Source organism: Amycolatopsis sp. DG1A-15b, from assembly GCF_030285645.1.
In the GTDB taxonomy this organism is placed as follows: Bacteria; Actinomycetota; Actinomycetes; order Mycobacteriales; family Pseudonocardiaceae; genus Amycolatopsis.
Genome location: NZ_CP127296.1, coordinates 6356449 through 6382710, shown reverse-complemented (window position 1 = coordinate 6382710; position 26262 = coordinate 6356449). Strand labels below are relative to the sequence as shown.

Here is a 26262-nt window from a genome sequence, read left to right as displayed (position 1 = left end):
ATCAAGATGTGCTAAGGGAACCTTAAGCGCTGGACCGGGTACAGGGTTCCCAGGCTGTCCTCAGCCCGTCGCGCCGATGGCCTCGGCGAGGTCTTCGCCGAGCGGGTACGGCGGCTCGTACGGCACGAGCTTGACCGCCAGGTGCAGCTGGTCGGTGGCCAGGAGACCGGCGATGTCCCGCATGACCGGTGTGACATCGGTGACGGCGGTGATCCACTCGTCGACGTAGTGGTCGACGGCCTCGCTGCTCAAGGCGAGCCGGATCGCCTGGAAGTTCAGCGCCGTGTGGTCGAGGTCTCGCTCCGCTTCCCACTGGACGTGCCCGTGGGCCAGCGCCTGCTCGAAGCCTTGACGGGTGAGTTCGACCGCCAGGATGCGCTCGTGGCCGGGCTTGCGCCCGTTGCCGCTGTCGTGGGCCGCGAGCCGGAACGACGGCGTGACCCGCACCGTCCCGCCCCGCTCGAACGCCTGCTTCTCGAGCGCGGCATCGGCGACAGCGGGCGAGCAGGCCTGGTAGACCCGGACGGTCGTCTCGGTCTGCGCCGCCCGGACCTGCCGGTCGGGAACCCGCTTCTCTTCGAACATGCCCGCCATGCTCCCAGCGCCCCGGCCCTCCGGCCACGAACTTTCGTGCGCAAGAGGGCATCACCCGTGATTGGAAGGTCGACTCGCGTGACTGGGAGGTCGACTCGCGTGATTGGAGGGTCGACACGGCGAGGCTCGGGCGATCCGGCGTGTCGACTCCTCAATCACGCGTGTCGACCTTTCCATCACGCGTGTCGACCCTTTTCGCACGGTCAGCCGAGGGCCCAGAGGCGGGCGTAGTGGCTGTTGGCGGCCAGGAGCTCTTCGTGGGTTCCGGTCTCCACGATGCGGCCGTGGTCCAGGACCACGATGCGGTCCGCGCGGGCCGCCGTCGCGAGGCGGTGGGCGACCACGAACGTCGTGCGACGGCGGGCCACCGTCTCCGTGGCCCGCAGGACCGCCGCCTCCGTCGAGGGGTCCAGGGCCGCCGTTGCCTCGTCGAGCAGGAGGACGTCCGGGTCCACCAGCTCCGCCCGCGCCAAGGCCACCAGCTGGCGCTGGCCCGCCGACAGCGAGCGGCCGCGCTCGCCCACCGGCTGCAGGAAGCCCGAGGACAGGGCCGCGACGCCGTCCAGCGCGCCCACCGCGCGGACCGCCGCCTCGACCTCCGCGTCGGAGGCGTCCGGACGGCCGTAGCGGACGTTGTCGGCCACCGTGCCCGAGAACAGGTGGGCCTCCTGCGGCACCACGCCCATCCGGCGCCGCAGGCCGGCCAGCTCGTACTCCCGGACGTCCGTGCCGTCGATCCGGACCTCGCCGCCGGTGACGTCGTAGTAGCGCGCCACCAGCTTCACCGCCGTCGACTTCCCGGCGCCGGTCGCGCCGACGAGCGCGATCGTCTCGCCGGCCGCGACGTCCAGCGAGAACTCCGCCAGCGCCGGGGTCTCGGCGCCGGTGTAGGAGAACTCGACCTCCTTGAACGAGACTTCGCCGCGCAGCCGGGCCGGCACCGCGACCGCCTTCTCCGCCGCCGGCACCGACGTCGGCGTCCGCAGCAGGTCGCCGATGCGGTTCAGGCCGACGCTCGCCTGCTGGTAGCCGTCGAACACCGCCGACAGCTGCTGGATCGGCGAGAAGAACTGCTGCAGGTACAGCAGGAAGGCGAGCAGCACACCGGCCGACAGCGTGCCCGCCGAGACGCGGTTGGCCCCCGCCACCAGCACCGTCGTCGTCGCCAGGTCCGACATCAGCGCCACCAGCGGGAAGTACGTCGCCACGTACCGCTGGGCCCGCAGCCGCGAGCGCCGGTAGTCGTCGCTGCGTGAGGCGAACGCCTCCGCGGAACGGTCTTCGCGCGTGTACGCCTGCGCGACCCGCAGCCCGCTGACGTTCTCCTGCATGTCCGCGTTCACGACGCTGACCCGCTCGCGGGCCTCGTTGTACGCCTTCGACGCCGAGCGCCGGAAGATCACCGTGGCCACCGCCAGCACCGGCACCATCGCCAGCGCGTACAGCGCCAGCCCGGCGTCGGTGACCAGCAGCGCGGCCGTGATCCCGGCCAGCGTCAGCGCGCTGACCACCGCGGTGGCGAGCCCGGTCTGCAGGAACGTCGAAAGCGCGTCGACGTCCGTCGTCATCCGGGTCATGATCTTCCCGGACAGCTCCCGCTCGTAGTAGTCGAGCCCGAGCCGCTGCAGGTGCGCGTAGCTGCGGACGCGCAGCGCGTACAGCACCGTTTCGCCCACCCGTGACGTCAGCCGCGTCTGCGCGAAGACCACCAGCCAGTCGGCCGCGATCACCGCGGCGCCGATCCCGGCGGCCAGCCAGATCATCCACTCGACACCGGTGCGCACCCCGTGGTCGACGCCGAACTGGTACAGCCCCGGCAGCGCGATCGACGCCAGCGCGTCCGCCGCCACCAGCCCGATCACCAGGAACAGGGGCCCGCGGACCGGCCGCAGCAGCCCGGCCAGCCGGAACTTCGGGTCGGGTGCGGTGACGTCCACGTCCGGCAGCCGCGGCTCGTCGACGACGGCCGGCAGCTTGCGCACGCCCTCGATCAGCTCCGGTGTCGGCGGCACGTCCAGGCCGCCGCCCCCGCCGACGAACCCGCTGCTGTTCGGGTCGCCGCTGCGCAGGCGCGCGGCTTCGGCCAGCGCGTCGACCTCGTCGCGGTTCTCGTCCCGCGGCCACAGCGAGGGCGTGACCCCACCCGGGCCGAGGTCGAGACCCTCACAGCGGTGCTTCTCTTCGACGTCGTCGCCCGGGCCGGCCACGAGTTCGCGGAACAGCGGGCAGCGCGCCATCAGCTCCGCTTCGGTGCCGACGTCGACGACGTGGCCCTCGTCCAGCACCGCGATCCGGTCGGCCAGGGCGAGGGTGGAGCGCCGGTGGGCGATCAGCAGCGTGGTCCGGGCCGCGGTGACCGAGCGCAGGGTGTCGTGGATCGCCGCTTCGGTGACGGTGTCGATGGCCGAGGTCGCGTCGTCGAGGACCAGGATCCGCGGGTCGGTGATCAGGGCCCTGGCCAGCCCGAGCCGCTGCCGCTGCCCGCCCGAGAGCGTCAGCCCGCGCTCGCCGACGAGCGTGTCGTAGCCGTCCGGCAGCGCGCGGATGAAGCCGTCCGCCTCCGCGGCCCTGGCCGCCGCGACGACCTCCTCCTCGGTGGCGTCCGGACGGCCGTAGGCGATGTTGTCCCGGATCGAGGAGGAGAACAGGAACGCCTCCTCGAACACCACGCCGATCGCCTGCCGCAGCTGCCGCAGCGGGACGTCCCGGATGTCGAGGCCGCCGACCCGCACCGCGCCCTCGTGCACGTCGTAGAACCGGGGCAGCAGCAACGAGATCGTCGACTTCCCCGAGCCCGCGGTGCCGACCAGCGCGAGGGTTTCGCCCGGGTTCGCGGTGACCGAGAGACCGGCCAGCACCGGTTCGCTGCGGGTGTAGCCGAACCGGACGCCGTCGAGCTCCACACCCAGCGGCCCGTCCGGCAGCGGCCGCGCGTCCGGCGCGTCGGCGACCTCCGGCTGCGCGTCGATCAGCTCGTACACCCGCTCGGCGCCGGCGCGGGTCAGCTGGGCCTGCACGACGAGGCCGGAAAGCATCCGGGCCGGGCCGATCAGCGTCGCGAGGTAGGTGGCGAAGGCCAGGAACGTGCCGAGGGTGATGGAGCCGTTCAGCGCGAGGACGCCGCCGATGCCGAGCACGGCGACCTGGCCGGCGGCGGGCAGGGCGGCGGTGGTCGCGGTCGGGACCGCCGAGAGCTTCGCCGCGCGAAGCCGCTCCCCGAACAACTTGCGCGCGGTCGCTTCCAGCTTCGAGACTTCCCGCGCCTCCTGGCCGAAGCCCTTGACCACGCGGACCCCGGTGACGGTCTCTTCGACCTGCTGCGCGACGTCCGCCGCGCGCTGCTGCGCCGACCACGTCGCCGGGAAGAGGCGCTTGCGGCTGCGCGCCACGATGATGCCGACCGCGGGCGTGACGACCAGCGCGATCAGCGTCAGCACCGGCGAGAGCCACAGCATCGCGACGAACGACAGCAGCGCGAAGACCACCGAGCCGAAGGACAGCGGGACCTGCATCAGGATCCCGGTCACCAGCTGCAGGTCGGAGATCGCGCGGGAGGCGACCTGGCCGGTGCGCAGGGCGTCCTGCTTGCCGCCGTCCAGCCGCGAAACGGCGTTGAAGACGCGCTGGCGCAGATCGTGCTGCACGTCGAGGGCGAGCTTCCCGCCGAGGTAGCGGCGCGCGAACGCGGTGCCGAAGGCGACCAGCTGCAGCGCGACCAGGAAAACGGCGATCCCGGGCAGCCCGCCGGTCCGCCCGGCCACCGCGTCGTCCACCGCCGTGCGCACCAGCAACGGGCTGGCGGCCTGCACGCCGACGCCGAACGCGGCCGCGAGCAGCGACAGCACGACGAGCACACGGTGCTCCCACGCCGCCGCGGACAGCCGGCGGATCCAGCCGGCTGTCTCGGTGGGTGGGAGCTCTTGACGGGAGCGGGGCGGAGCGACGGTCACGTTGTGACAGTAAGCGCCACCACCGACAAAATATTTCCTCGAACGCCGCGAAGGCCACCTCGAGCAGCTCGAGGTGGCCTTCGCGGGAGTGCGGAACTACGTGATGTCGCGCTTCTGGTTGCCCGCCCAGCCGAGGCCGAAGAAAACCATCGTCCACGCGAAGAAGATCAGCGCCGACGCCCACCACGAGATCACGCCCGGCGCACCCGCCGCCAGCTGCAGGCCGAGCGCCGACCAGTGGTCGACACCGCCCGGCAGGTTGAGCGAGTTGATCCCGAACGCGTCCGCCGCGATCCCGCCCACGATCCCGTTCGCGGTGCCGTTCGGCAGGAGGCCGCCCAGGATGTCGGCCGGGCCCCAGAGCGCGATGACGAGCACGTTCTCCACGATCAGGAACCACACCAGGAACAGCACCACGGCCAGCGGCACGTTGCGCAGCACCGCGCCGAACCCGATGCCGAACAGCGTCACCAGCACCGAGGCCAGGATCGTCCCGCCGAGCGCGGCCAGCCACTGGCCCGCGCTGGGCCACCGGCTGGAATCGACCGAGGCCATCACCGCGATCGCCGAGACGCCGGCGCTCACCAGGCCGTAGATCGCGCCCCACGCCACGTACGTGAGCATCTTCGCGGTCAGCGCGGTGACCCGGTTCGGCGCCGTCAGGAACGTCGTCGTGATCGTCTTGTTGCGGTACTCGCCGGCCAGCGCGAAAACACCGAACAGGCCGGGGATCAGCTGCGCGATGTTCACACCGTGCGCGAACGCCAGCAGCCCCACCGGCAGCTTGCTCGCGTCCAGGCCGACCGCTCTCGCGATCTCGCGAGCGTCGGAGCCGCCGATGTAGTCCACGAAGTTGTTCGTGATCTTGCCCCAGAAGAACGTCAGCCAGAACGCCACCAGCGCCAGCGGGATCAGCAGCACCCACCACGTCTTCAGCGACAGCGTCTTGCGGAACTCCGCCTTGATCAGGTTGCCCATCACTGCTGCGGTCCTCCCCAGTACTGCTGCTGTTGCTGCTGCTGCGGGCCCGACGGCGGACCCTGCTGGTAGTGCTGCTGCTGCGGCGGGTAACCGGGCGGCGGGCCCTGGTACTGCGGCTGCGGCGGGTAGCCCGGCGGCGGCTGACCCGGCGCGCCCGCGTACTGGCCCTGCGTCAGCTGGAAGAACATCCGCTCCAGATCGGCGTGCTCCTCCTGCATCCCGTAGACGGCGATCCCGGCCTTCGCGGCGATGTCACCGATCTGCTGGACGCTCGACCCGGCCACCGCGACCCGGCCGTCCGGCGTCGGCGAAACCCCGACGATGCCGTTGTCCTGCAACGCCTTCACCAGCGCCGACGGATCCGCGGGCTGCACCAGCACCCGCGACTGCTGGCTCTTGCGCAGCTGCTCCAGCGGCCCGTAGTAGCGGGTGACACCCTGGCTGATGATCACGACCTGGTCGATCAGCTGCTCCACCTCGTTGAGCAGGTGGCTCGAAACCAGCACGGTCCGCCGCTGCTCCCGCGCGTACGACCGCAGGAAGTTGCGCAGCCACAGGATCCCCTCGGGATCGAGGCCGTTCGTCGGCTCGTCGAGCACCAGCACCTGCGGATCGCCCAGCAGCGCCGTCGCCAGCGCCAGCCGCTGCCGCATGCCGAGCGAGAACCCGCCCGCCTTGCGGTCCGCGGCGCTGCCCAGACCCACCAGGCCGAGCACCTCGTCCGCGCGCCGATCCGGCACACCGATGGCCGCGGCGTACACCCGGAGGTGGTTGCGGGCCGTCCGGCCCGGGTGGAAACCTTCGTTTTCCAAAACCGAGCCGACCACCCGCGCCGGGCTCCCCAGCTGCGCGTGCGGCCGCCCGTTGATCGTCGCCGTCCCCGATGTGGGTGTCACCAACCCGAGCAACATGCGCAACGTCGTCGTCTTGCCGGCGCCGTTCGGACCCAGGAAGCCCGTCACCGAACCAGGTTCCACCGTGAAGCTGAGGTTCTGCACGGCGTTCACTGCGCCGAACCGCTTGCTCAGGTTCTGCACCACAATCCGGCCACTGCCGTCGTGCATACCGTCCCCTAACGTTCCCCGCTGATGCGGCGTCATCCTGCCCTACCGGCGGCGCTCGCGCGCACGGAACGCCCGAGAGCGACCTTCGTCACTTTCCGCTACCGGCGAGTAGGGGGCTCGGCCGCCGTGACCAGAGGATTCATGATCTCCGGCCAGATCAACTTGGTAAAGAATTCGTGCGACTTGCCGACCCGGTGCAGCCAAGTCCGCCAGACCCCTCTAAGCTAGGTACCGGCGGCCCGCTCCCAGTGACCCCCAGGCTGGTTGAGCGGGTCGCCCCTTCGTCTCTGCATCGCGGCTTCGCCGCTCATGTCGACTTCGTCGTTTCTCCCGGGGGGCCGAGCCCCCCGGACCCCCACGGTGCCTTGTGCTCGGCTTCCAGCGTGGTTGCGTGGTTGCGTGGTTGCGTGGTTGCGTGGTTGCGTGGTGGGGCGTGGGGCTGGCTGGGGTGAACGGCTATCGCGTCTGCCTGCGGCCTTGGGAACAGGGGAACAGTGCTCCCGTTCTCATGGTCACCGGCAAGTTTCTTGGTGCGTGGGGTCGGCTCGAGCGGTGTGGGGGCTGTTGAAAAAGGGGAGCGGGCTCCTGCCGGGGTGCGGCAGGAACCCGCTCGGGGAAATGCGGTCAGGCGGTCAGGGGGTCAGGCGAGGACTGTGTTCAGGGGGGTGTGCGGGAGGTTGTGGGCCAGTGCTACCGGGGCGTTCGTCAGGGCGCCGGCGTGGGTGTTGAGGCCCTTTGCGAGCGCGGCGTCGGCCTGGAGTGCGGCCTTCCAGCCGTGCTCGGCCAGCTGGACCGCGTAAGGCAGCGTGACGTTCGTGAGGCCGTAGGTCGATGTCCGGGGCACCGCGCCCGGCATGTTCGCGACGCAGTAGAACACCGACTCGTGCACGGTGTAGGTCGGGTCGTCGTGCGTCGTGGGGCGCGAGTCGGCGAAGCAGCCGCCCTGGTCGATCGCGATGTCGACGAGCACGCTGCCCGGCTTCATGCGGGCCACCAGGTCGTTCGAGACCAGCTTCGGCGCCTTCGCGCCGGGGACTAGCACCGCGCCGATGACCAGGTCGGCCTGCAGCACGGCCTCCTCGACCGACAGCCGGTTGGACGTCACCGTGCGGATGCGGCCGCCGAAGTCGTGGTCGATCTGGCGGAGGCGGTCGACGTTGGTGTCGAGGATCTCGACGTCCGAGCCGAGGCCGAGCGCGACGCGGGCGGCGTTCAAGCCCGCGACCCCGCCGCCGATGACGACGACGCGCGCCGGGTGCACGCCCGGGATGCCGCCGGGCAGCACACCGCGGCCGCCGCTGGGCTTCATCAGGGAGAACGCGCCGACCTGCGGGGCCAGCCGGCCCGCGACCTCGGACATCGGGGCGAGCAGCGGCAGCGCGCCGTTGGCCGTCTGCACCGTCTCGTAGGCGATCGCGGTGGTGCCGGCCGCCAGCAGCGCGTCGGTCAGCGGCCGGTCGGCGGCGATGTGGAGGTAGGTGAAGAGGACCTGGTCGCGCCGGAGCCTGCCGTACTCCTCGGCGATGGGCTCCTTGACCTTGAGGACGAGCTCGCCCTCGGCCCAGGTCTCGTCGGCGGTGGCGAGGATCTTCGCGCCGGCGGCGACGTACTCCTCGTCGGTGATGGACGAACCCACCCCGGCGCCGGCCTCGACGAAGACGTCGTGCCCGCGGCCGGCCAGCTCGTGCACCCCGGCCGGGGTCAGCGCCACCCGGTATTCGTGCTTCTTGATCTCGCGGGGAACGGCGATACGCACGGTCGGCCTCCTGGGTCGGTCTGCGTCCGGAATCGGGGTGGTGTTGCCACTCACGGTGAACCACCCGGACGGCGGTGTCATCGTGCTGCAGGGACAGTTCTGGGCGGCATTCGTGGTGCTGGTGGAACAAGGCCCTTGACCTCGACTTCACTTGAAGTCGCAGGGTTGCGGCATGCGTGCAGTGTGGTTGAGAGAGTTCGGCGGTCCGGAAGTCCTGGTCCCGGGGGAGGCACCGGATCCGGTCCCCGGGCCCGGACAGGTGCTGGTCGAGGTGGTGTTCGCGAACACCACGTTCGTCGAGACGCAGTTCCGGGCGGGCGCGCCGGGGCCGTTCCGGGCCGCGCTGCCGGTGATCCCGGGCAACGGCGTCGGCGGCGTGATCAGCGCGGTCGGGCCGGGGGTGGACCCGGGGCTGGCGGGGCAGCGGGTGGTCACGTCGACCGGCGGCTCCGGCGGGTACGCCGAGCGCGTCGCGGTGGACGCCGCGGCGGTGTTCGAGGTGCCGCCCGCGCTGTCGCTCGACGCGGCGGTGGCGCTGCTCGCGGACGGCCGGACGGCGACCGGCTTGGTGCACGCGACCCGGGTGCGCCCGGGCGATCGGGTGCTGGTCGAGGCGGCGGCGGGCGGTGTCGGTGGCCTGCTGGTCCAGCTGGCGAAGGCGGCGGGAGCCACGGTGATCGGCGCGGCGGGCGGCCCGGCGAAGGTGGCGCACGTGCTCGGGGCCGACGCGGTGGCCGACTACCTGCGGCCGGACTGGACGTCCTCGGTCGGCCCGGTGGACGTCGTGTTCGACGGCGTGGGCGGGGCGATCGGCACGGCGGCGTTCGGGCTGCTGCGCCCGGGCGGCCGGATGGCGGTGTACGGGCTGGCGGGCGGTTCGTGGGCCGAAGTGTCCGAAGAGGACGCCGCGGCGCGAGGAGTTTCGCTGGTGCGCTCGCTCGGAGGGCCGGCGCAGCTGCGGGCGTTCACGGAGTCGGCGTTGGCCGCGGCGGCGAGGGGGCAGCTGGTACCGGTGATCGGCCAGCGGTTCCCGCTGGAGAAGGCGGCAGACGCCCACGCGGCGATCGAATCGCGCACGACGGTGGGCAAGACGTTGCTGGTCGCGTGATCGACGACTTCCTCGCCAGGCCGTTGACGGCGCGGGTGGCCACGGACGGCCCGACGGTCCGGCCCACCTGGTACCTGTGGGAGGACGGCGCGTTCTGGATCCTCAGCGGCCCGTGGTCCCGCTTGCCGGCGCTCCTCCGCGAGCGGCCGCGGATCGCGCTGACGGTGGATGTCTGTGAGCTCGGCACCGGGGTGGTCCTGCAGGTTTTGGCGAGCGGTGATGCGGAGCTGCGGCCGTTCGACGTCGCGCGTGGGCGGCGGAAGCTGGTGCGGTATCTGGGGGTGGACGAGGAGCGGTGGGATCCGCGGTTCCGCGAGTACCTGCGCGGGGACGTGGGCGCGGTCTGGGTTCACCTGCGGCCTTCGCGGCTGGTGGCGAAGGACCTCAGCTACCAAGTGCCGTGAAGGCCCCCTCGGAAACCCGAGGAGGCCTTCACGGTTTCCGCCGCGGGAAGCGGAGGCTCAGGCGCGGTACGCCGACCACGCGCTCTTCATCCGCGAGGTCTGGCCCGCGGTGAACTCGTACATGCAGCTGTCGTAGCTGTAGTCCATGAAGTTGTGGACCGGGTCCTTGCCGGTCGAGGTGCAGGTGTCCTTGTTCGTCGGGCAGCCGGACGTCGCCGTTGCTTCGGCCGGGGTGTCCGACACGTAGTCGCCCGAACCCGAGCAGCCGCCCTGGAACGTGTGGTAGAGGCCCATCCAGTGGCCGACCTCGTGGGTTGCCGTGTCGCCTTCGTTGAAGTTCGTCGCCGAGCGGCCCGGGAGGGACTCGTCCAGCAGCACCACGCCGTCCATCTTCGGCTGGGAGCTGTAGTTCGACGGGAACGTCGCCCAGCCGAGCAGGTCGTCGCCGAGGCTGGCGGTGTAGACGTTCAGCGCGTTCTTGCCGCCCTTGCGCAGGGCGTTCTTCATGTTGCGCTCGGCCGAGGTGCCGTCGGTGATGCCGTTGTACCAGGTGGAGTTGTTCGTGTAGTCGGTGCTCACGAGCGAGAAGCTGAAGCCGCTCGACGCGTAGGCGCTGTTCAGGACCGAGATCTGCTTGGTGATCGTCGACGCGGGCAGGTTGCCGGTCGAACCGCTGGTGATCACGTGGAAGTACACCGGGATCGAGACCGCGGCCGCCTGGGCGGAGAACGCCGTGCGCTTGCCGGCGAGCTTGCTCTGCATGTCCGCTTCGATGCGGGCCGCCTCCGCCGGGGACACCGAGTCGGCGTGGCCGTCCTTGCTGCGGTCCGCGGCGTGGGTGGGGGTGAAGCAGTCGCCGCTCGGCGCCGCGACGGCGCTCCCGGCTCCTGCGGCCGGGACGACCAGGGCGACCAGGGAGAGCGCGGACACCGCACCCAGCTTGATGGCCTTACCGAACCGCTCCGAACTGCTCATGGAGGAACTCCTCTGGCAACGACCCGGCTACCCGGGGTGGTGAAGAGAAAATGCGGCACGCGATCTTCGGAATCCACCATCTTTCGGCTGGAAAAGACATTTCCGAACGATCGGCGCGATCCATGCGGAGTAACGCATGGGTGAAACGCTGGGCCGAACGGCCCATCAGCTCCAGCGCACGGCGACGAGCTGGGTCAGCAGGGCCAGCCGGACGTCGGGGTCGTCGAGGTCCAGTGGCACCAGCTCGAGGAGCTTCCGCATCCGGTACCGCAGGGTGTTCGGGTGGATCCGCAGCTCCCGCGCCGCCGCCCGCGGGTCGCCGGGGTGCCGCAGCCACTCGTAGAGCGTCTCGACGTACCCGGCCTTGCCCGATTCGTCGTGCGCGCGCAGGGTGCGCAGCGGGCCGAGATCGGCGACTTGCGCCGCCGAGGCCGCCGTCGCGCCGCGGTGCAGCGTCAGCGCCGTCCAGGCCTCGTCGAAGGCGATCACGCGCTCGGCGAGGATTTCGGCGCGCAGCAGGCCGAGGGCTTCGTCGGCCTGGGCGCGTGACGCCGAGAGGTCGCCGATCCCGCCGGGGGAGCCCGCCGCCGCCCGCGGTGCCCCGCCGCGCCGGGACGCCGGTTGCGCGTCCAGGGCCTGCCTCAGCTCGGCCCAGCCGCCCGGACCCGGCCGGTCCGGCACCACGGCGTAGAGCAGCCCGCCGAGCTCGGTCGCCACCGGGCGGCTGCCGATGCCCTGGGAGATCCGTTCGAGCAGGGCGAGCCGCAGGCCTTCGGCGTCGCGCCCGTCGCCGCCGGTGACCTCGATGACGACCACGCGGTGCGGCTCGTCGGACAGGTCCAGCTCCGCCATCGCCTTGCGCGGGTTCGCCCGGCCTTCGAGCACCGCGCGCAGCAGCTCGGCCGACGCGCGGCGCTGCGCGTCGGTGTGCGCGCGCCGCCGCAGCAGGTGCAGCGCGACGACCGGGGCCGCGTCGGCGAACGCGGCCGCGCGCTCGTCCGACACCGGCCCGGCGACCACCGCCCACATGGACCCGAGCAGCTCGCCGCCCATCCGGATCGGCACGATCAGCCGCGGCAGCGTGCCGTCGCGCTGGGCCGGGACGAAGATCGTCTGCCGGCCACGGGACAGCTCGCGGAACACCCCGCGCGACCGGAACCGCGCGAGGACGTCGTCCGGGATGCGCCGGCCCATGATCGTGGCGACGCGGGCGGGGTCGGTCAGGTCCTGGCGCGCGGAGTAGGCGAGCACGCGCGAGTTGGTGTCCTCGATGGTCACCGGCGCGTCGACGACGCTCGCGACGGCGTCGGCCAGCCGGAACAGGTCGCCGGACCCGGGGTCGAGGTCCTCCGACTCGTCGGCGAGGGCGTCCAGGACGGTCCGCAGCAGCCAGACGAGCTGCGCCCACGACGTCGCGGCGTGCACCTGGATCAGCGCGATCCCGCTGGCCTTCGCGGCCCGCTTCACCGCCGGTTTCGCGGCCAGCGGCGGCTTGAGCAGGACGGCGGCGGCGCCCTGCCCGGCGCTCTGCTTCACCAGCTCGGCGGCGTCTTCGGGCCCGGTCGTGGCGACGCCGAGCACGAGGTCGCCGGCGGACAGGGTGAGGGCCCCGCCGGGTTCGGCGATGACGACGTCGGCGACCGCGGGCGAGTCGTCGGGCACCTGGAGCGCGTGGAGCAGCGTCGGCCCCACCCGGTCGACCACGCTGCGCACCGAAACCACGAGAGCATTCTCGCCGAGGATGCGCTGCTCCGCCCGGGCGGTGCGCGGTCGCCCGGGTGACGCGCCCAGGCCCGCCCGGTGTCCGGCTAGCGGGACAGGACCGCCGTCAGGACCCGCCACAGCTCACCGGCGGCGTCTTCGGCCGGCCCCGGGGATCGCCACGCGACGATGCCGTCGGGACGCACCAGCGACGCGCCGCCCGCCGAAAGGCCATAACGCGCGGCGAAGACGTCGTCGTCGATCGTGTGGCAGTCGAGGCGGACGCCCAGCTCCGCAGCGATGTCCGCGGCGGCCGGCCGCCACCGCGTGCCGTCGCCCGCGCACAGCAGCACCCACGAGTGCCCGAGCAGGTCCACAGTGGACGCCAGACCCGGCGCCCGGAAGCCGGGCCGCCCGGTCGGGGCCCGCACGTCCTCGACGCGCTCGCCGTCGTCCGGCTCCTCCGAGAGCACCGCCGTCGAGCGGTAGCGGAACCCGAGGAGGATCGCCAGCTGGTCTTCGGCCTTCGTCAGCCCGGAGACGTCGAGATCGGGGTGCATGCGCTGCTTCATGTTGTGCAGCGAGGTGTCGATGACCATCCGCGCGATCGGCTTCCGCTCGGCCTCGTAGGTGTCCAGCAGTGCGGGACCCGCTTCGCCGCGCAGCACCGCGGCGAGCTTCCACGCGAGGTCCGCGGCGTCGCCGACCGCCGTGTTGCCGCCCATCCCGCCGGTCGGCGGCGTCACCTTCGCCGCGTCGCCGATCAAGAAGACGCGTCCGGCGCGGAACCGGTCGGCGAGCCGCGCGGCGATCTCCCACGAGCCCGTCCAGACGATCTCCGGGTCCAGGTCCGGCAGGTCGGTGGCGGCGCGGATCATCGCGACGAGCTTGTCGTGGGTGAAGTCCGCCGGGCTTTCGCCGCGGTCCGGGAAGTAGTCCGGGGCGAAGACGTACCGGTTCGGTACATCGGTGGTGACGAACCCGGCCGTGAAGTCTGGGTGCTGCAGGTAGAACAGGTCGGACCCACGGCTCTGGACGCGGTCGCCGAGGTCGGCGTCGAACACCACGCCGAGGCAGTGGCTCAGCGCGTCCATTCCGGTGGTCCCGATGCCGAGCCGCTGCCGGATGCCGCTGCGCCCGCCGTCGGCGGCGACGACGTAGTCCGCGCGCACCACGGTTTCCTCGCCGGACTCGCGGTCGCGCAGCGTCGCGGTGACGCCGTCGTCGTCCGGCTCCAGGTCGGTCAGCTCGGTCCGGAACCGCACCCGTGCGCCCGCCTTTTCCGCGTGCGCCAGCAGGATCGGCTCCACGCGGTCCTGGCCGGCCATACCGGCGGGCAGCGTCGTCGACGCCGAGACGTCGAACTCGCTGCCGTCCTGGACGAGCCGGTGCAGCACCCGGCCGGCCAGGCTGGTCGCGACGGTGATCCGAAACCCCTGTGATGCCCGCGGACTCGCCGCCAGTACTTCGCGGTCGATTCCCGCCCAGTGGAACAACTCCATCGTGCGCCAGCTCTGCCCGGCGGCCCGCGAATGGATCGACGTTCCCGCGTGCCGCTCCACGGCCAGCACGTCCACTCCGGCCTGCGCGAGGAACAGCGAGGCCGACAGCCCGCCCAATCCCGCCCCGACGACCAGTACCTGTACCCGCTCGGTCATGACTATCTCCCCATCTGTGAATCTCCCTAGTAGATATCTTAGACACAAAGAGATTCACCGGGCAAGGCAACTCCGCTCCCAGGAGGTGGGAAAGGTTGGGTAGGCCGTTCGGCGCAAGTAGCTTCGCTCTCGGCAGCCCACCGCGAACCCCTTGAGCCGCAAGGAGAAAACCGATGACCGAGACTTCGGCGTGGTCCTTCGAGACCAAGCAGATCCACGCGGGCGCCGCGCCGGACCCGGCCACCGGGGCACGGGCGACGCCGATCTACCAGACGACGTCGTACGTCTTCCGGGACAGCCAGCACGGCGCCGACCTGTTCAGCCTCGCCGAGCCCGGCAACATCTACACGCGGATCATGAACCCGACCCAGGACGTGCTGGAGCAGCGGCTCGCCGCGCTCGAAGGCGGCGTCGCGGCGCTGGCGTTCGCGTCCGGCTCGGCCGCGACCACGGCGGCGATCCTGAACCTCGCGGGGGCGGGCGACCACTTCGTCTCGAGCCCGTCGCTCTACGGCGGCACCTACAACCTCTTCCACTACACGCTGCCGAAGCTCGGGGTCGAGGTCACGTTCATCGACGACCAGGACGACCTCGAGCAGTGGCGCGCCGCCGTCCGGCCGAACACCAAGCTGTTCTTCGCCGAGACGCTGGCCAACCCGGGCAGCAACGTCCTCGACATCCGGGGCGTCGCCGACGTCGCGCACGAGGCGGGTGTCCCGCTCGTCGTCGACAACACCGTGCCGACGCCGTACCTGCTGCGCCCGATCGAGCACGGCGCCGACGTCGTCGTGCACTCCGCGACGAAGTACCTCGGCGGCCACGGCACGACGGTGGCCGGCGTGCTGGTCGACGGCGGCACGTTCGACTTCGGGAAGGACCCGGCGAAGTTCCCCGGCTTCAACGAGCCGGACCCGAGCTACCACGGCCTGAAGTACTGGGAGGCGCTCGGCCCGGGCGCGTACGCGGCGAAGGCGCGCGTACAGATCCTTCGCGACACCGGCGCGGCGATCGCGCCGCTGAACAGCTTCCTGATCCTGCAGGGCATCGAAACCCTGTCGCTGCGCCTCGAGCGGCACGTCTCGAACGCCCAGGCACTGGCCGAGTGGCTGGAGCAGCGCGACGAGGTCGAGAGGGTCTACTACGCCGGCCTGCCGTCGAGCCCGCACCACGCCAACGCGCAGAAGTACCTCCCGCGCGGCGCGGGCGCGGTCCTGTCTTTCGAATTGCGCGGCGGCGACAGTGCTGTTGCGGCAGGCCGGAAGTTCGTCGACGGCACCGAGCTGCACAGCCAGCTGGTGAACATCGGTGACGTCCGGAGCCTGATCGTGCACCCGGCGTCGACCACGCACAGCCAGCTCAACCCGGAGGAACAGCTCTCCAGCGGCGTCACGCCCGGCCTGGTCCGGCTCGCCGTCGGGCTGGAGGGCATCGAGGACCTCAAGGCCGACCTCGAGGCCGGATTCCGGGCGGCCAAGGCGGAACTGTGACGGCTGGGCCCGTCACCGGCGCCTGGCGGATCGGGGATCCGCCGGGCCGCCGGAAGTTCGTCACCGGCCCCGGCGCGCTCGCGCTGGAGGCCGGTGGCGTGCTGCCTTCGTTCTCGCTCGCGTACGAGACGTGGGGGACGCTGAACTCCGACGCGTCCAACGCGATCCTCGTCGAGCACGCCTTGACCGGGGACAGCCACGCGGCCGGGCCCGCCGGCCCGGGGCACCCGAGCGCGGGCTGGTGGGACGGGCTGATCGGGCCGGGGAAGGCCGTCGACACGAACGAGTTCTTCGTCGTGGTCCCGAACGTGCTGGGTGGCTGCCAGGGCTCGACCGGGCCGTCGTCGCTTTCGCCTGACGGGCGGCCGTGGGGCAGCCGGTTCCCCGTGGTGACGGTCCGCGACCAGGTCGCGGCCGAAGCGGTGCTGGCGGACGCGCTGGGCATCGGCCGCTGGGCGGCCGTCGTCGGCGGGTCGATGGGCGGGATGCGCGCGCTGGAGTGGGCGGTGTCGCTGCCGTCGCGGGTGGCTTCGGTGCTGGTGCTGGCGTCGACCGGCCGGGCGTCGGCCGAGCAGATCGCCTGGGCGGCACCGCAGCTGCACGCGATCCGCGGCGACCCGTCCTTCCACGGCGGCGACTACTACTCGGCGCCTTCGGGACCCGTCGCCGGACTCGGCGTCGCCCGGCGGATCGCCCACGTCACCTACCGCAGCGAACCGGAGCTGGCCCAGCGGTTCGGCCGTTCTCCGCAGGACGGCGAAGACCCCCTGCGCGGCGGCCGGTTCGCCGTCGAGTCCTATTTGGACCACCACGCGGACAAGCTGGCGCGCCGCTTCGACGCGAACAGCTACCTGGTGCTGACCGAGTCGATGAACACCCACGACGTCGGCCGCGGCCGCGGCGGCGTGGCGGCGGCGCTGGGCCGGGTGACGGCGCGGGCGGTGATCGGCGGCGTCGACAGCGACCGGCTCTACCCGCTGTACCAGTCGGCGGAGATCGCGGCCGGGATCCCCGGGGCACCGGAGCCGTCGATCGTGTCCTCGCCGTACGGGCACGATTCCTTCCTCATCGAAACCGGCCAGATCGCGGCCCTGGTCAAGCACCTGCTCGGCTAGCGCCCTGCGCGGGATGAGCCTGCTACCAGGCAGAACTCACCCTCGCCGCCATGTACGTCCGCGGACGTACCGGCACCAGCCGCTCCGCGACGGACGACCGCGCCGCCCCTGCTGCGAAACCATCGCCGGATGCGGAAACCATGGTGGCTGCTCGTCGTCGCGATCGGGTTCGGGCTGGTGCTCACGTACCCGTACCTGGGCCTGAACCCCGGCGGCAGCCGCATCGAGATGCGCGACAACCTCCGCTACGCGGTGCTGGTGGCGCACATCTTCACGGCCGCGGTGGCGCTCGTGCTCGGCCCGCTGCAGTTCATGCCGGCGGTGCGGGCGCGCCGGCGGCTGCACCGGACGCTCGGCCGGAGCTACCTCCTCGCCGGTGTCCTGCCGTCGGCGGTGGCCGCGATCCCGGTCGCGGTGTGGTCCGGCCGGCTCCTCACGCAGATCGGCCTCATCACCGCGGCCGTCCTGTGGCTGGTCACCGGTGCCCTCGCGTACCGGGCGGCCCGTCGACGTGACTTCGCTGCGCACCGGGCGTGGATGATGCGCAACTACGCGCTGACGTTCCTCGCGGTCACATCGCGTGTCCTGGTGCCGGTGTTCCTTCTGGCCCAGGCCCCCTTCGGGGGCGTCGACCCGGCAAGCGTGCCCTCGCTGATCCCGCTGGGGCAGACACTGGGCTGGATCGTCGACCTGATCGTGGCGGAAGTGCTCATCAGACGAAACCGGCGGCCCGTTTCGCGTTCCGTGGCGTAGTGGGGCCTCTAGTCCGAGACGGCCTCGGAGATCCAGGGCGCCACCGGCAGGTCGCGGTCCAGGCACTCCACCGACAGCCGGATGGTCCAGCGCAGCGCCTGCAGGACGAGGCTGTCGACCTCGTCCGGGGCCGCGTTGGCGAGCGCGATCTCGACCTGCTCCTGCGCGGCTTCGGTGTTGCCGTGCACCTCCGCGAGCAGCGTCCGGACCGCGGTCCGCACCGGCGGGTCGGCCTGGTCGATGGAGACCTCTTCGCCGTCCTCGTCGAAGACCTGGACCTTCACCGGGGCGCTGCCCCCGTCGCCGAGGGTGGAGACCATCGCGCTGCACTCGCCGAAGAGCAGCAGCATCAGGGCCTTCGTCTCGTCCGCGCGGGCCTGCGGCTCGGCGGCCGAGGGGGCGACCTCGCCCAGTGCTTCGGCGTCGTCGCCGAGGCTCAGCGCGGTCAACGCGCGCTGAGCCTTCTCGACGAGCCGGCGCTCGTGCTCGCTCCAATCCGGGTCCACGTGCCCCATCAAACACCACGACGGCGCTCGGCGGGATACCTTGCTCCGCCGATGATCACCCGGCCGCGCGAAGGGCACCCAGCGCGAGCCGGCAGAGCAGTTCGGCGAGCTCGTCGTCACCGAGATGGCGGTTGTACGGGGTCGAGTTGATCAGTCCGAACACGGCGTGTGCCGCCGACCGCGCCTGTCGTTCCCCCAGGTCCGGGACGGCTTCGCGGATCACGCGCACCCACACCTCGACGTACTGGCGCTGGAGCGCGCGCACCTGCTTGCGGTCGGCGTCGGTGAGGTTGGCGAGGTTGCGCTCCTGAACGGTGATCAAGGCCGGGTGCGCGAGCGCGAAGTCGACGTGGAACCGCACGAGGCCGGTCAGCGTGTCGTCGGGCTCACCCGGCCGGGCGGCCCGCGCCGCGCCGCCGTCGAGCAGGTAACGGCTGATCGAGTTCAGCATCTCGCCGAGGATCGCGTCCTTGCTGCGGAAGTGCCGGTAGAGCGCCGGGCCGGAGATGCCCACCGCGGCGCCGATGTCGTCGATGCCGACGCCGTGGAAGCCGTGGTGGGCGAACAGCTCGGCGGCCGCGGACAGGATCTGTTCGCGCCTGTTCGCCTTCTCGCCGTTCACGAGAGGGGTGGAGTTGGCCGGCATCCGGTCAGTTTAGAGCGGCAGGTTAGCGAGCGCTAACACCGAGCGGCGCCACGGTGGCCCGAGCCCGCGTCCCGGCGCTTTGGCGGCCGCCGATTTCGCGTTCACTCGAGGCTCGCTGACGAACCGCTGGGGTTTCACACTTCCGGTGTGGGCCGAGTGGGTACCTACCGGTAACCAGGGGTTCCTTGGCAGGCTTTCACCTGCTGTCCTATTTGGGTCGGCCCTGTCACAAAGGAGTGACCCATGGCTGTTCCAACCCGTAATTTCCGGCGATCCCTCCTACGGTTGAGCACGGCCCTGGGGGCCGTTGTCCTTGCCAGCCTCGGCGTCACGGGCCTCGCCCATGCCGCCGGGACCGTCTACGCCGCGCTCGGCGACTCCTACTCCTCCGGGGTGGGGGCCGGCAGCTACGGCAGTTCCGGGAGCTGTTACCGCAGTTCCAAGGCCTATTCGCAGCTGTGGACCAACGCCCACAGCGGAACCTCGTTCACGTTCCTCGCCTGCTCGGGGGCGAAGACCGGGGACGTGATCAACCAGGCGAACTCCATCCCCTCGTCGGCCACGCTCGTCACGGTGACCGTCGGCGGGAACGACGCCGGGTTCAGCGATGTGATCACCACCTGCACCCTGGGGAGTGATTCCGACTGCGTGAACCGGGTCAACACGGCCAAGACGTACGTGAACAACACGCTGCCGCCGCTGCTGACCAACACCTACAACGCGATCAAGGCCAAGGCGCCGGGTGCCCGGCTCGTCGTCCTGTCCTACCCGCGCTTCTACACCGTGCCCGGCTCCTGCTGGGTCGGGCTGAGCGACACCAAGCGCACGGCGATCAACTCGGGTGCCGACGCGCTCGCGTCGGTCATCCAGTCACGGGCCGGCTCGGCGGGCGCGACCTTCGTCGACGTCCGGCCGTCGTTCGCCGGGCACAACATCTGCTCGTCGGCCGACGATTACCTGCACAGCCTGACCTGGCCGGTGATCGAGTCCTATCACCCGACCGCGGCCGGGCAGTCGGGCGGCTACTACGCCCCGCTGCGGGCGGCGATCGGCTGACCGGGCCCGTGCAGGCCACCCCGGTCCGCCGGGGTGGCCTTTCGCGCGTTCCGGCCACTGGACACCCACGTTAGCGGTCGCTAACATCGAGGCGGAGGTTAACGACCGCTAACTTCGAGGGAGCCCATGGACACGCCGGCACTGGGGACCACCGCTGCCCCGGACAGCGAGGCCTACGCCCGCAACGCCACCTCCCACGCGGAGCTGGTGGAAGACCTCCGCAAACGCTTGGCGAGCGCCCGGCTCGGCGGGCCGGAGAAGGCGCGCACCCGGCACGTCGAGCGCGGCAAGCTGCTGCCGCGCGACCGCGTCGACACGCTGCTCGACCCGGGGTCACCGTTCCTGGAGCTGTCCCCGCTGGCGGCGAACGGGCTCTACGACGACGAAGCGCCGTCGGCCGGCATCATCACCGGCGTCGGGCGGGTGTCGGGCCGGGAATGCGTGGTCGTCGCCAACGACGCCACCGTCAAGGGCGGCACGTACTACCCGATGACGGTGAAGAAGCACCTGCGCGCCCAGGAGGTCGCGCTGCACAACAACCTGCCGTGCGTCTACCTGGTGGACTCCGGCGGCGCGTTCCTGCCCAGGCAGGACGAGGTCTTCCCGGATCGTGAACACTTCGGCCGGATCTTCTACAACCAGGCGACGATGTCCGCCCGCGGCATCCCGCAGATCGCGGCGGTGCTCGGTTCGTGCACCGCCGGCGGCGCGTACGTCCCGGCGATGAGCGACGAAGCCGTGATCGTGCGGAACCAGGGCACGATCTTCCTCGGCGGGCCGCCGCTGGTGAAGGCGGCGACCGGTGAGGTCGTCACGGCCGAGGAACTCGGCGGCGGCGACGTGCACTCGCGCCAGTCCGGCGTCACCGATCACCTCGCCGACGACGACGCGCACGCGCTGCGCATCGTCCGCCAGATCGTCTCGACGCTCGGCCCGCGCACGCCGCGGCCGTGGGACGTCCTGCCGACCGAGGCGCCCGCCGTCGACCCGGCCGAGTTGTACGGCGTCGTGCCGACCGACCCGCGCACGCCGTACGACGTGCGCGAGGTGATCGCCCGGATCGTCGACGGCAGCCGGTTCGGCGAGTTCAAGAAGGAGTACGGCGCCACGCTGGTCACCGGGTTCGCCCGGATCCACGGCCACCCGGTCGGCATCATCGCGAACAACGGCGTGCTCTTCGCCGAGTCGGCGATGAAGGGCGCGCACTTCATCGAGCTGTGCGACAAGCGTTCGATCCCGCTGCTGTTCCTGCAGAACATCACCGGCTTCATGGTCGGGCGCGCCTACGAGGCCGGCGGCATCGCCAAGCACGGCGCGAAGATGGTCACCGCGGTGGCGTGCGCGCGGGTGCCGAAGCTGACCGTCGTCATCGGCGGCTCGTTCGGGGCGGGCAACTACTCGATGTGCGGCCGGGCGTACTCGCCGCGGTTCCTGTGGATGTGGCCCAACGCGCGGATCTCGGTGATGGGCGGCGAGCAGGCGGCTTCGGTGCTGTCGACGGTCCGCCGTGACTCGATCGAAGCACGCGGCGGCGCATGGTCCACGGAAGAAGAAGAGGCGTTCAAGGACCCGATCCGCGAGCAGTACGAGGCGCAGGGCAGCCCGTACTACTCGACGGCCCGGCTGTGGGACGACGGCGTCATCGACCCGGCGGACACCCGCACGGTGCTCGGCCTCGCCCTCTCGGCCGCGGCCAACGCACCGCTGTCCGAGGTCAACTACGGCGTCTTCCGGATGTGAGGGGCATGTTCGACTCAGTTTTGGTCGCGAACCGGGGCGAGATCGCGGTCCGGGTCATCCGCACGCTGCGGGACCTCGGCATCCGCGCGGTCGCCGTGTACAGCGACGCGGACGCCGACGCCCGGCACGTCCGCGAGGCGCACACGGCCGTGCGGATCGGGCCCGCGGAGGCGTCGAAGAGCTACCTGTCGATCCCGGCCATCGTGGACGCCGCCGTGGCTTCCGGTGCGCAGGCGGTGCACCCCGGGTACGGCTTCCTGGCGGAGAACGCCGAGTTCGCGCGGGCCTGCGAGGCCGCCGGGCTGGTGTTCATCGGCCCGCCGGTCGCGGCGATCGACGCCATGGGCGACAAGATCCGCGCCAAGGCGACGGTGTCGAAGGCCGGGGTCCCGGTCGTCCCCGGTGCGTCCGATGTGGACATCCCGGACGGCGGCTTTGCCGAGGCGGCTGCGAAAGTCGGCTATCCGCTGCTGCTCAAGCCGTCCGCCGGCGGTGGGGGCAAGGGGATGCGCCTGGTGCACGCGCCCGAGGAACTGGACGCCGCGATCGAGTCCGCGCGGCGCGAAGCCAAGGGGTCCTTCGGCGACGACACGCTGCTGATGGAGCGGTTCGTCACGACCCCGCGGCACATCGAGATCCAGGTGCTGGCCGACACGCACGGCAACGTCGTCCACCTCGGCGAGCGCGAGTGCAGCCTGCAGCGGCGGCACCAGAAGATCATCGAAGAAGCGCCGTCGGTGCTCCTGGATCCCGCGACGCGCGAAAAGATGGGTTCGGCGGCGGTCGAGGCCGCGCGCTCGGTCGGGTACGTGGGTGCCGGAACCGTCGAGTTCATCATGTCGGCCCACGACCCGGACGAGTTCTTCTTCATGGAGATGAACACCCGGCTGCAGGTCGAGCACCCGGTCACCGAGCTGGTCACCGGCCTCGACCTCGTCGAGTGGCAGGTCCGGGTGGCGGCAGGGGAACACCTTACCCTCCGGCAGGAAGACGTCGTCCTCAATGGACACGCGGTCGAAGCTCGCGTGTACGCCGAAGACCCGGCGCGCGGCTTCATCCCGACCGGGGGCACGGTGCTGGCGGTGCACGAGCCGTCCGGCGACGGCGTGCGCGTCGACTCCTGGATGGCGCCCGGCGCGGTGGTCGGCTCGAACTACGACCCGATGCTGGCCAAGGTCATCGCCTGGGGCCCGGACCGCGCGGCGGCGCTGCACCGGCTCGACCTGGCGCTGGCCGACACGGCGTTGCTGGGCATCGGCACGAACACGGCGTTCCTGCGCGGCCTGCTGGCCGACGCCGACGTCCGCGCCGGCCGGCTGGACACCGAGCTCGTCGACCGCCGGCTGTCCACTTTGGTCTCAACGGAGGTGCCCGCGGAATTCTTCGTCGCGGCCGCCCTGGACCGGTTCCTGGAGCTGCAGCCGTCCGGACCGGTGGTGGACCCGTGGGACGTGCCGGATGGCTGGCGGATGGGCGGCTCCGGCGGGGTGACGTTCCGGCTGAAGTCCGGCGCCGCCCGCGCGGTGGTCCGGGTGCAGGGCACACCCGCCGCGGCGACGGTGTCCGTCGACGACGCTTCGCCGGTCCAGGTGTCGGCTCGGCGCGACGGCGACGTGCTCGAGATCCGGCACGCGGGCGGGTTCCACCGCTACCGCCAGGCGTGCGCTCCGGACCGGACGGTCTGGCTGGCGCGCGACGGGCTGAGTTTTCCGTTCGGGGAACAGGAGTTCGTGCTGGCGTCGCGCGGAGAGGCCGCCGGCGCCGGCCCGGTCACCAGCCCGATGCCGGGCACGGTGCTCGTGGTGAAGGTCGCGGCCGGTGACGTGGTGCAGGCCGGGACGCCGTTGCTGGTCGTCGAAGCGATGAAGATGGAGCACACGGTCACCGCGCCGATCGACGGTGTGGTCAGCGAACTCCCCGTCCGGGTGGGCCAACAGGTCGCGCTGGACGAAACCCTTGCCGTCGTTACGCCCCAAGAGGAGCAGCAGTGATCGACTTCCGCCTGGACGAGGAGTACGAGTCCCTCCGCAAGACCGTCGAGGACTTCGCGCACGCGGAGGTCGCGCCGGTGATCGGCGACCTGTACGAGAAGGAAGAGTTCCCGTACGCCATCGTCGCGAAGATGGGCGAGATGGGCCTGTTCGGCCTGCCGTTCCCCGAGGAGTTCGGCGGCATGGGCGGCGACTACTTCGCGCTGTGCTTGGCGCTGGAGGAGCTGGCCCGGGTCGATTCGTCGGTGGCGATCACCCTGGAAGCCGGCGTTTCCCTCGGCGCGATGCCGATCTACCGCTTCGGGACGCAGGAGCAGAAGGAGAAGTGGCTCCCTTCGCTGTGCGAGGGCACCGCTTTGGGCGGCTTCGGCCTGACCGAACCCGGCGGCGGTTCGGACGCGGGAGCGACGCGCACGCGTGCCTCTCTGGACGGTGACGAGTGGGTCGTCAACGGCAGCAAGGCGTTCATCACGAACTCGGGCACCGACATCACCCGGTTCGTCACGGCCACCGCCGTCACCGACGTGATGGAGAACGGCCGCAAGGAGATCTCGGCGATCCTGATCCCGTCCGGCACACCGGGCTTCGCGGTGGCCCCGAAGTACTCCAAGGTCGGCTGGAACTGCTCGGACACCCACGAGCTGTCCTTTTCGGACGTCCGGGTGCCGGCGGAGAACCTGATCGGCGTCCGCGGCCGCGGGTACGCGCAGTTCCTGTCTATTTTGGACGAAGGCCGCGTCGCGATCGCCGCGTTGTCGGTCGGTCTCGCGCAGGGCTGCGTGGACGAGTGCCTCCAGTACGTCAAGGACCGGGTGGCGTTCGGCAAGCGGATCGGCGAGTACCAGGCGATCCAGTTCAAGATCGCGGACATGGAGGTCCGCACGCACACCGCCCGCCTGGCGTACTACCAGGCGGCGTCGAAGATGCTGCGCGGCGAGCCGTTCAAGAAGGAGGCGTCGATCGCGAAGCTGGTGGCCTCGAACGCGGCGATGGACAACGCGCGCGACGCGACGCAGATCTTCGGCGGCTACGGGTTCATGAACGAGTTCCCGGTGAGCCGCTTCTACCGCGACGCGAAGATCCTGGAGATCGGCGAGGGGACGAGCGAGGTCCAGAAGATGCTGATCTCACGCCACCTCGGCGTCGCCTGATCAGGGCTGCTGCTGCTGCTTCTTGTCCTCCTCGGCCCAGGCGGCTTCCGCCTGCATCTGGATGTCGGTGAGACCCCGGTCGACCTGCACGATGTCCTTGCCCGCCCAGCCGGCGAAGTTCTTCGAGCTCTTGGCGTCGGACAGCGCCTTCAGCATCGGGTAGTAGTCCGGGTGCTTGGCCTTCAGCCAGTCGTCGACGAACTTCATCTTCTTGTAGCTGTCCCCGAACTTGGTCTTCAGCCAGTCCTCGTGCTTCTTGATCATCGGGAAGTCGTGCTCGCTCAGGTGTGACTGCGGGGACGGCGGCTTGGGCGCGGGTGGCGGGTCCGCGGGCTTCGGCAGCGGCCGCGAGAAGTTCGGGACGGTGCCGTCGCCCGGCGGGCGGGTGCTCGGTGTGGCGCCGCCGGTGCCGGGGCCGTCGTGGGTGACCGCGGTGCCCGGCGGCGCCGGTTTCGGCGGCAGCGGCCGCGAGAAGTTGGGCACGGTGTTCCCGCTCGGGGGCAGGTTCGTCAGCTCGTGGCCCGGGTTCGTGCTGCCCGGCTTCGGCTTGACCAGCTTCGACAGCTGGGTGAGCCGGGCCATGGTGCGCCCGGCGTAGGCGACGACCTTGGCGAGCTTGGCCGCCATCGCCGCCACCTGGATCGAGACCTGCACGACGATCTTGCTCACGCCGACGGCGATCGACGCGCCGAAGGTGAACGCGGCCATCGCGAGGGCGATCAGCATCGTGGAGATGATGTCGCCGAGGATCGTCGTGATGATGTCGCGCAGCAGCGCGCGGACCGCGGCGATCAGCGCCCCGGTGGTCTCGACCATGTAGCCGGCGACGTCCGACGCCTTCGCGTTCGCGTCGATCCAGCCCTTCCGGTCGTCGATCGATTTCTTGAAGCTGTCGTAGCCCTTGCCCTGCCACTGGGTGATCGTCGACTTGAGCGTGTCGTCGAGCTCGGTGCCGGTGTTGCGCAGCGCTTCGCCGATCTTGTGCAGCTCGTTGGCGACCTTCGTGACCTCGGACGGGTTGCCCGCGACCTGGTCCAGCGGCCACTTCAGGAACGAGACGTGCTCGATCAGCCAGCCCAGGCCCGCGGCGATCAGCTTCGAGAGCGGGTCCATGACGAAGGCGACGGTGTCGAGCGTGGCGCTGATCAGGTTGATGCCCAGCTCCACGCTCACGGCCGCGAGGTCGCCGCCGTGTTCGGTCTGGACCTTGCCGATCGAGTCGCCGACCTGCTTCCAGCTGTCGAAGACGCCGGCCCCGGTCGTGGAGTTCGATGCCGTGATGGGAACGGTCACTGGCCCAGCTCCGTCTCGAAGGTGCTCAGACCCTGTGCCGTGTTCGAGTCGTGGGTCGCGTACGTTTCGGCCGCCTTCTTCACGTCGGCGGCGGACTTGCCGATGTCCCCGGCGAGCTTGCCGATCTCCCCGGTGATCACCGCCATCGTGATCCGCGAGGGCACGGCGAGCGCCTGCGCGAGCAGGATGCCGAACGCGGCGTTGTCGAACCCGTTGGCGGCCTGCATCCGGTTCGCGGCGTCCTGCACCGCCGGCTGCGTGCTGCCCGACAGGAACTGGCTGAACTTCTGCAGCTCGGCGGGATCGACCGAGAAACCTGCTCCGGAAACCACC

The 26262-nt window shown here is 71.2% G+C and carries 21 protein-coding genes; 9 read left to right on the top strand and 12 right to left on the bottom strand.

Annotated features, from left to right (window positions below; genetic code table 11):
• Window positions 1-60: 60 nt before the first annotated feature.
• The 5 genes from QRY02_RS29235 to ald all read right to left on the bottom strand — a co-directional run bounded on the left by QRY02_RS29235 (window position 61) and on the right by ald (window position 8345).
• A complete protein-coding gene (locus tag QRY02_RS29235; protein ID WP_285986050.1) occupies window positions 61-585 on the bottom strand; it encodes a DUF4291 family protein in 525 nt (174 codons plus the stop codon).
• Window positions 586-797: 212 nt separating this feature from the next.
• On the bottom strand, window positions 798-4544 hold the full coding sequence (locus QRY02_RS29230; protein WP_285986049.1) for an ABC transporter ATP-binding protein: 3747 nt from the start codon (window positions 4542-4544) through the stop codon (window positions 798-800).
• A 96-nt stretch (window positions 4545-4640) separates the two neighbouring features.
• A complete protein-coding gene (locus QRY02_RS29225; protein ID WP_285986048.1) occupies window positions 4641-5522 on the bottom strand; it encodes an ABC transporter permease in 882 nt (293 codons plus the stop codon).
• Window positions 5522-6589 carry an ABC transporter ATP-binding protein gene (locus tag QRY02_RS29220; RefSeq protein WP_285986047.1) on the bottom strand — a complete coding sequence of 356 codons (1068 nt, stop codon included), beginning with the start codon at window positions 6587-6589 and terminating at the stop codon, window positions 5522-5524. The genes QRY02_RS29225 and QRY02_RS29220 overlap by 1 nt, the downstream gene beginning before the upstream one ends.
• 640 nt (window positions 6590-7229) lie before the next feature.
• Window positions 7230-8345, bottom strand: coding sequence for an alanine dehydrogenase (gene ald / locus QRY02_RS29215; protein ID WP_285986046.1), 1116 nt, complete (start codon window positions 8343-8345; stop codon window positions 7230-7232).
• Between the two features lie 172 nt (window positions 8346-8517).
• On the opposite strand from ald, the gene QRY02_RS29210 reads away from it, so the two are divergent.
• The gene (locus QRY02_RS29210) at window positions 8518-9453 is read left to right on the top strand and encodes a zinc-binding dehydrogenase (protein WP_285986045.1); all 936 of its coding nucleotides are present in this window, start codon (window positions 8518-8520) and stop codon (window positions 9451-9453) included.
• A complete protein-coding gene (locus QRY02_RS29205; RefSeq protein WP_285986044.1) occupies window positions 9450-9857 on the top strand; it encodes a pyridoxamine 5'-phosphate oxidase family protein in 408 nt (135 codons plus the stop codon). The genes QRY02_RS29210 and QRY02_RS29205 overlap by 4 nt, the downstream gene beginning before the upstream one ends.
• Window positions 9858-9914: 57 nt before the next feature.
• On the opposite strand, the gene QRY02_RS29200 is transcribed toward QRY02_RS29205, so the two are convergent.
• From QRY02_RS29200 to rdmE, 3 genes are all read right to left on the bottom strand, one after another.
• On the bottom strand, window positions 9915-10832 hold the full coding sequence (locus QRY02_RS29200) for a zinc metalloprotease (protein WP_285986043.1): 918 nt from the start codon (window positions 10830-10832) through the stop codon (window positions 9915-9917).
• 165 nt (window positions 10833-10997) lie between these two features.
• Window positions 10998-12554 (bottom strand): PucR family transcriptional regulator, encoded by a 1557-nt coding sequence (locus QRY02_RS29195; RefSeq protein ID WP_285986042.1) that lies wholly within the window; start codon window positions 12552-12554, stop codon window positions 10998-11000.
• An 86-nt stretch (window positions 12555-12640) separates the two neighbouring features.
• Window positions 12641-14191 carry an aklavinone 12-hydroxylase RdmE gene (gene rdmE, locus QRY02_RS29190; protein WP_285986041.1) on the bottom strand — a complete coding sequence of 517 codons (1551 nt, stop codon included), beginning with the start codon at window positions 14189-14191 and terminating at the stop codon, window positions 12641-12643.
• A 173-nt stretch (window positions 14192-14364) separates the two neighbouring features.
• Here rdmE and QRY02_RS29185 point away from each other — a divergent pair, with 173 nt between their 5' ends.
• The 3 genes from QRY02_RS29185 to QRY02_RS29175 all read left to right on the top strand — a co-directional run bounded on the left by QRY02_RS29185 (window position 14365) and on the right by QRY02_RS29175 (window position 17546).
• A complete protein-coding gene (locus tag QRY02_RS29185) occupies window positions 14365-15678 on the top strand; it encodes a bifunctional o-acetylhomoserine/o-acetylserine sulfhydrylase (protein WP_285986040.1) in 1314 nt (437 codons plus the stop codon).
• Entirely contained in the window at window positions 15675-16793 is a 1119-nt protein-coding gene (gene metX / locus QRY02_RS29180; protein ID WP_285986039.1) for a homoserine O-acetyltransferase MetX, read from the top strand. Before QRY02_RS29185 ends, metX begins: the two co-directional genes overlap by 4 nt.
• Window positions 16794-16922: 129 nt before the next feature.
• Window positions 16923-17546, top strand: coding sequence for a DUF2306 domain-containing protein (locus tag QRY02_RS29175; RefSeq protein WP_285986038.1), 624 nt, complete (start codon window positions 16923-16925; stop codon window positions 17544-17546).
• Window positions 17547-17554: 8 nt separating this feature from the next.
• Here the strand turns inward: QRY02_RS29175 and QRY02_RS29170 are convergent, their stop codons facing one another.
• Both QRY02_RS29170 and QRY02_RS29165 read right to left on the bottom strand, forming a co-directional pair.
• A complete protein-coding gene (locus QRY02_RS29170; RefSeq protein WP_285986037.1) occupies window positions 17555-18061 on the bottom strand; it encodes a hypothetical protein in 507 nt (168 codons plus the stop codon).
• Between the two features lie 46 nt (window positions 18062-18107).
• Window positions 18108-18698, bottom strand: coding sequence for an SACE_7040 family transcriptional regulator (locus QRY02_RS29165; protein WP_285986036.1), 591 nt, complete (start codon window positions 18696-18698; stop codon window positions 18108-18110).
• A gap of 285 nt (window positions 18699-18983) precedes the next feature.
• On the opposite strand from QRY02_RS29165, the gene QRY02_RS29160 reads away from it, so the two are divergent.
• The 4 genes from QRY02_RS29160 (at window position 18984) to QRY02_RS29145 (ending at window position 24636) form a co-directional block, all read left to right on the top strand.
• On the top strand, window positions 18984-19754 hold the full coding sequence (locus QRY02_RS29160) for an SGNH/GDSL hydrolase family protein (RefSeq protein ID WP_285986035.1): 771 nt from the start codon (window positions 18984-18986) through the stop codon (window positions 19752-19754).
• Between the two features lie 126 nt (window positions 19755-19880).
• The gene (locus QRY02_RS29155; protein WP_285986034.1) at window positions 19881-21494 is read left to right on the top strand and encodes a carboxyl transferase domain-containing protein; all 1614 of its coding nucleotides are present in this window, start codon (window positions 19881-19883) and stop codon (window positions 21492-21494) included.
• Window positions 21495-21499: 5 nt separating this feature from the next.
• The gene (locus tag QRY02_RS29150; RefSeq protein ID WP_285986033.1) at window positions 21500-23485 is read left to right on the top strand and encodes an acetyl-CoA carboxylase biotin carboxylase subunit; all 1986 of its coding nucleotides are present in this window, start codon (window positions 21500-21502) and stop codon (window positions 23483-23485) included.
• Window positions 23482-24636, top strand: a complete 1155-nt coding sequence (locus QRY02_RS29145; RefSeq protein ID WP_285986032.1) for an acyl-CoA dehydrogenase family protein — start codon at window positions 23482-23484, stop codon at window positions 24634-24636. The genes QRY02_RS29150 and QRY02_RS29145 overlap by 4 nt, the downstream gene beginning before the upstream one ends.
• Here QRY02_RS29145 and QRY02_RS29140 read toward each other — a convergent pair whose 3' ends face one another.
• Complete coding sequence (locus QRY02_RS29140) at window positions 24637-25929, bottom strand: hypothetical protein (RefSeq protein WP_285986031.1); 1293 nt, start codon at window positions 25927-25929, stop codon at window positions 24637-24639.
• Entirely contained in the window at window positions 25926-26261 is a 336-nt protein-coding gene (locus tag QRY02_RS29135) for a hypothetical protein (RefSeq protein WP_285986030.1), read from the bottom strand. Before QRY02_RS29135 ends, QRY02_RS29140 begins: the two co-directional genes overlap by 4 nt.
• Window position 26262: the final 1 nt, after the last annotated feature.

Bases quoted from the DNA above. Each gene is read 5' to 3' on its own strand.
- QRY02_RS29170 (WP_285986037.1), bottom strand. From the start codon at position 18,061: ATGGGGCACGTGGACCCGGATTGGAGCGAGCACGAGCGCCGGCTCGTC.
- QRY02_RS29175 (WP_285986038.1), top strand. From the start codon at position 16,923: ATGCGGAAACCATGGTGGCTGCTCGTCGTCGCGATCGGGTTCGGGCTG.
- QRY02_RS29185 (WP_285986040.1), top strand. From the start codon at position 14,365: ATGACCGAGACTTCGGCGTGGTCCTTCGAGACCAAGCAGATCCACGCG.
- QRY02_RS29165 (WP_285986036.1), bottom strand. From the start codon at position 18,698: ATGCCGGCCAACTCCACCCCTCTCGTGAACGGCGAGAAGGCGAACAGG.
- QRY02_RS29235 (WP_285986050.1), bottom strand. From the start codon at position 585: ATGTTCGAAGAGAAGCGGGTTCCCGACCGGCAGGTCCGGGCGGCGCAG.
- QRY02_RS29200 (WP_285986043.1), bottom strand. From the start codon at position 10,832: ATGAGCAGTTCGGAGCGGTTCGGTAAGGCCATCAAGCTGGGTGCGGTG.
- QRY02_RS29210 (WP_285986045.1), top strand. From the start codon at position 8,518: ATGCGTGCAGTGTGGTTGAGAGAGTTCGGCGGTCCGGAAGTCCTGGTC.
- rdmE (WP_285986041.1), bottom strand. From the start codon at position 14,191: ATGACCGAGCGGGTACAGGTACTGGTCGTCGGGGCGGGATTGGGCGGG.
- QRY02_RS29150 (WP_285986033.1), top strand. From the start codon at position 21,500: ATGTTCGACTCAGTTTTGGTCGCGAACCGGGGCGAGATCGCGGTCCGG.
- QRY02_RS29220 (WP_285986047.1), bottom strand. From the start codon at position 6,589: ATGCACGACGGCAGTGGCCGGATTGTGGTGCAGAACCTGAGCAAGCGG.
- QRY02_RS29225 (WP_285986048.1), bottom strand. From the start codon at position 5,522: ATGGGCAACCTGATCAAGGCGGAGTTCCGCAAGACGCTGTCGCTGAAG.
- QRY02_RS29155 (WP_285986034.1), top strand. From the start codon at position 19,881: ATGGACACGCCGGCACTGGGGACCACCGCTGCCCCGGACAGCGAGGCC.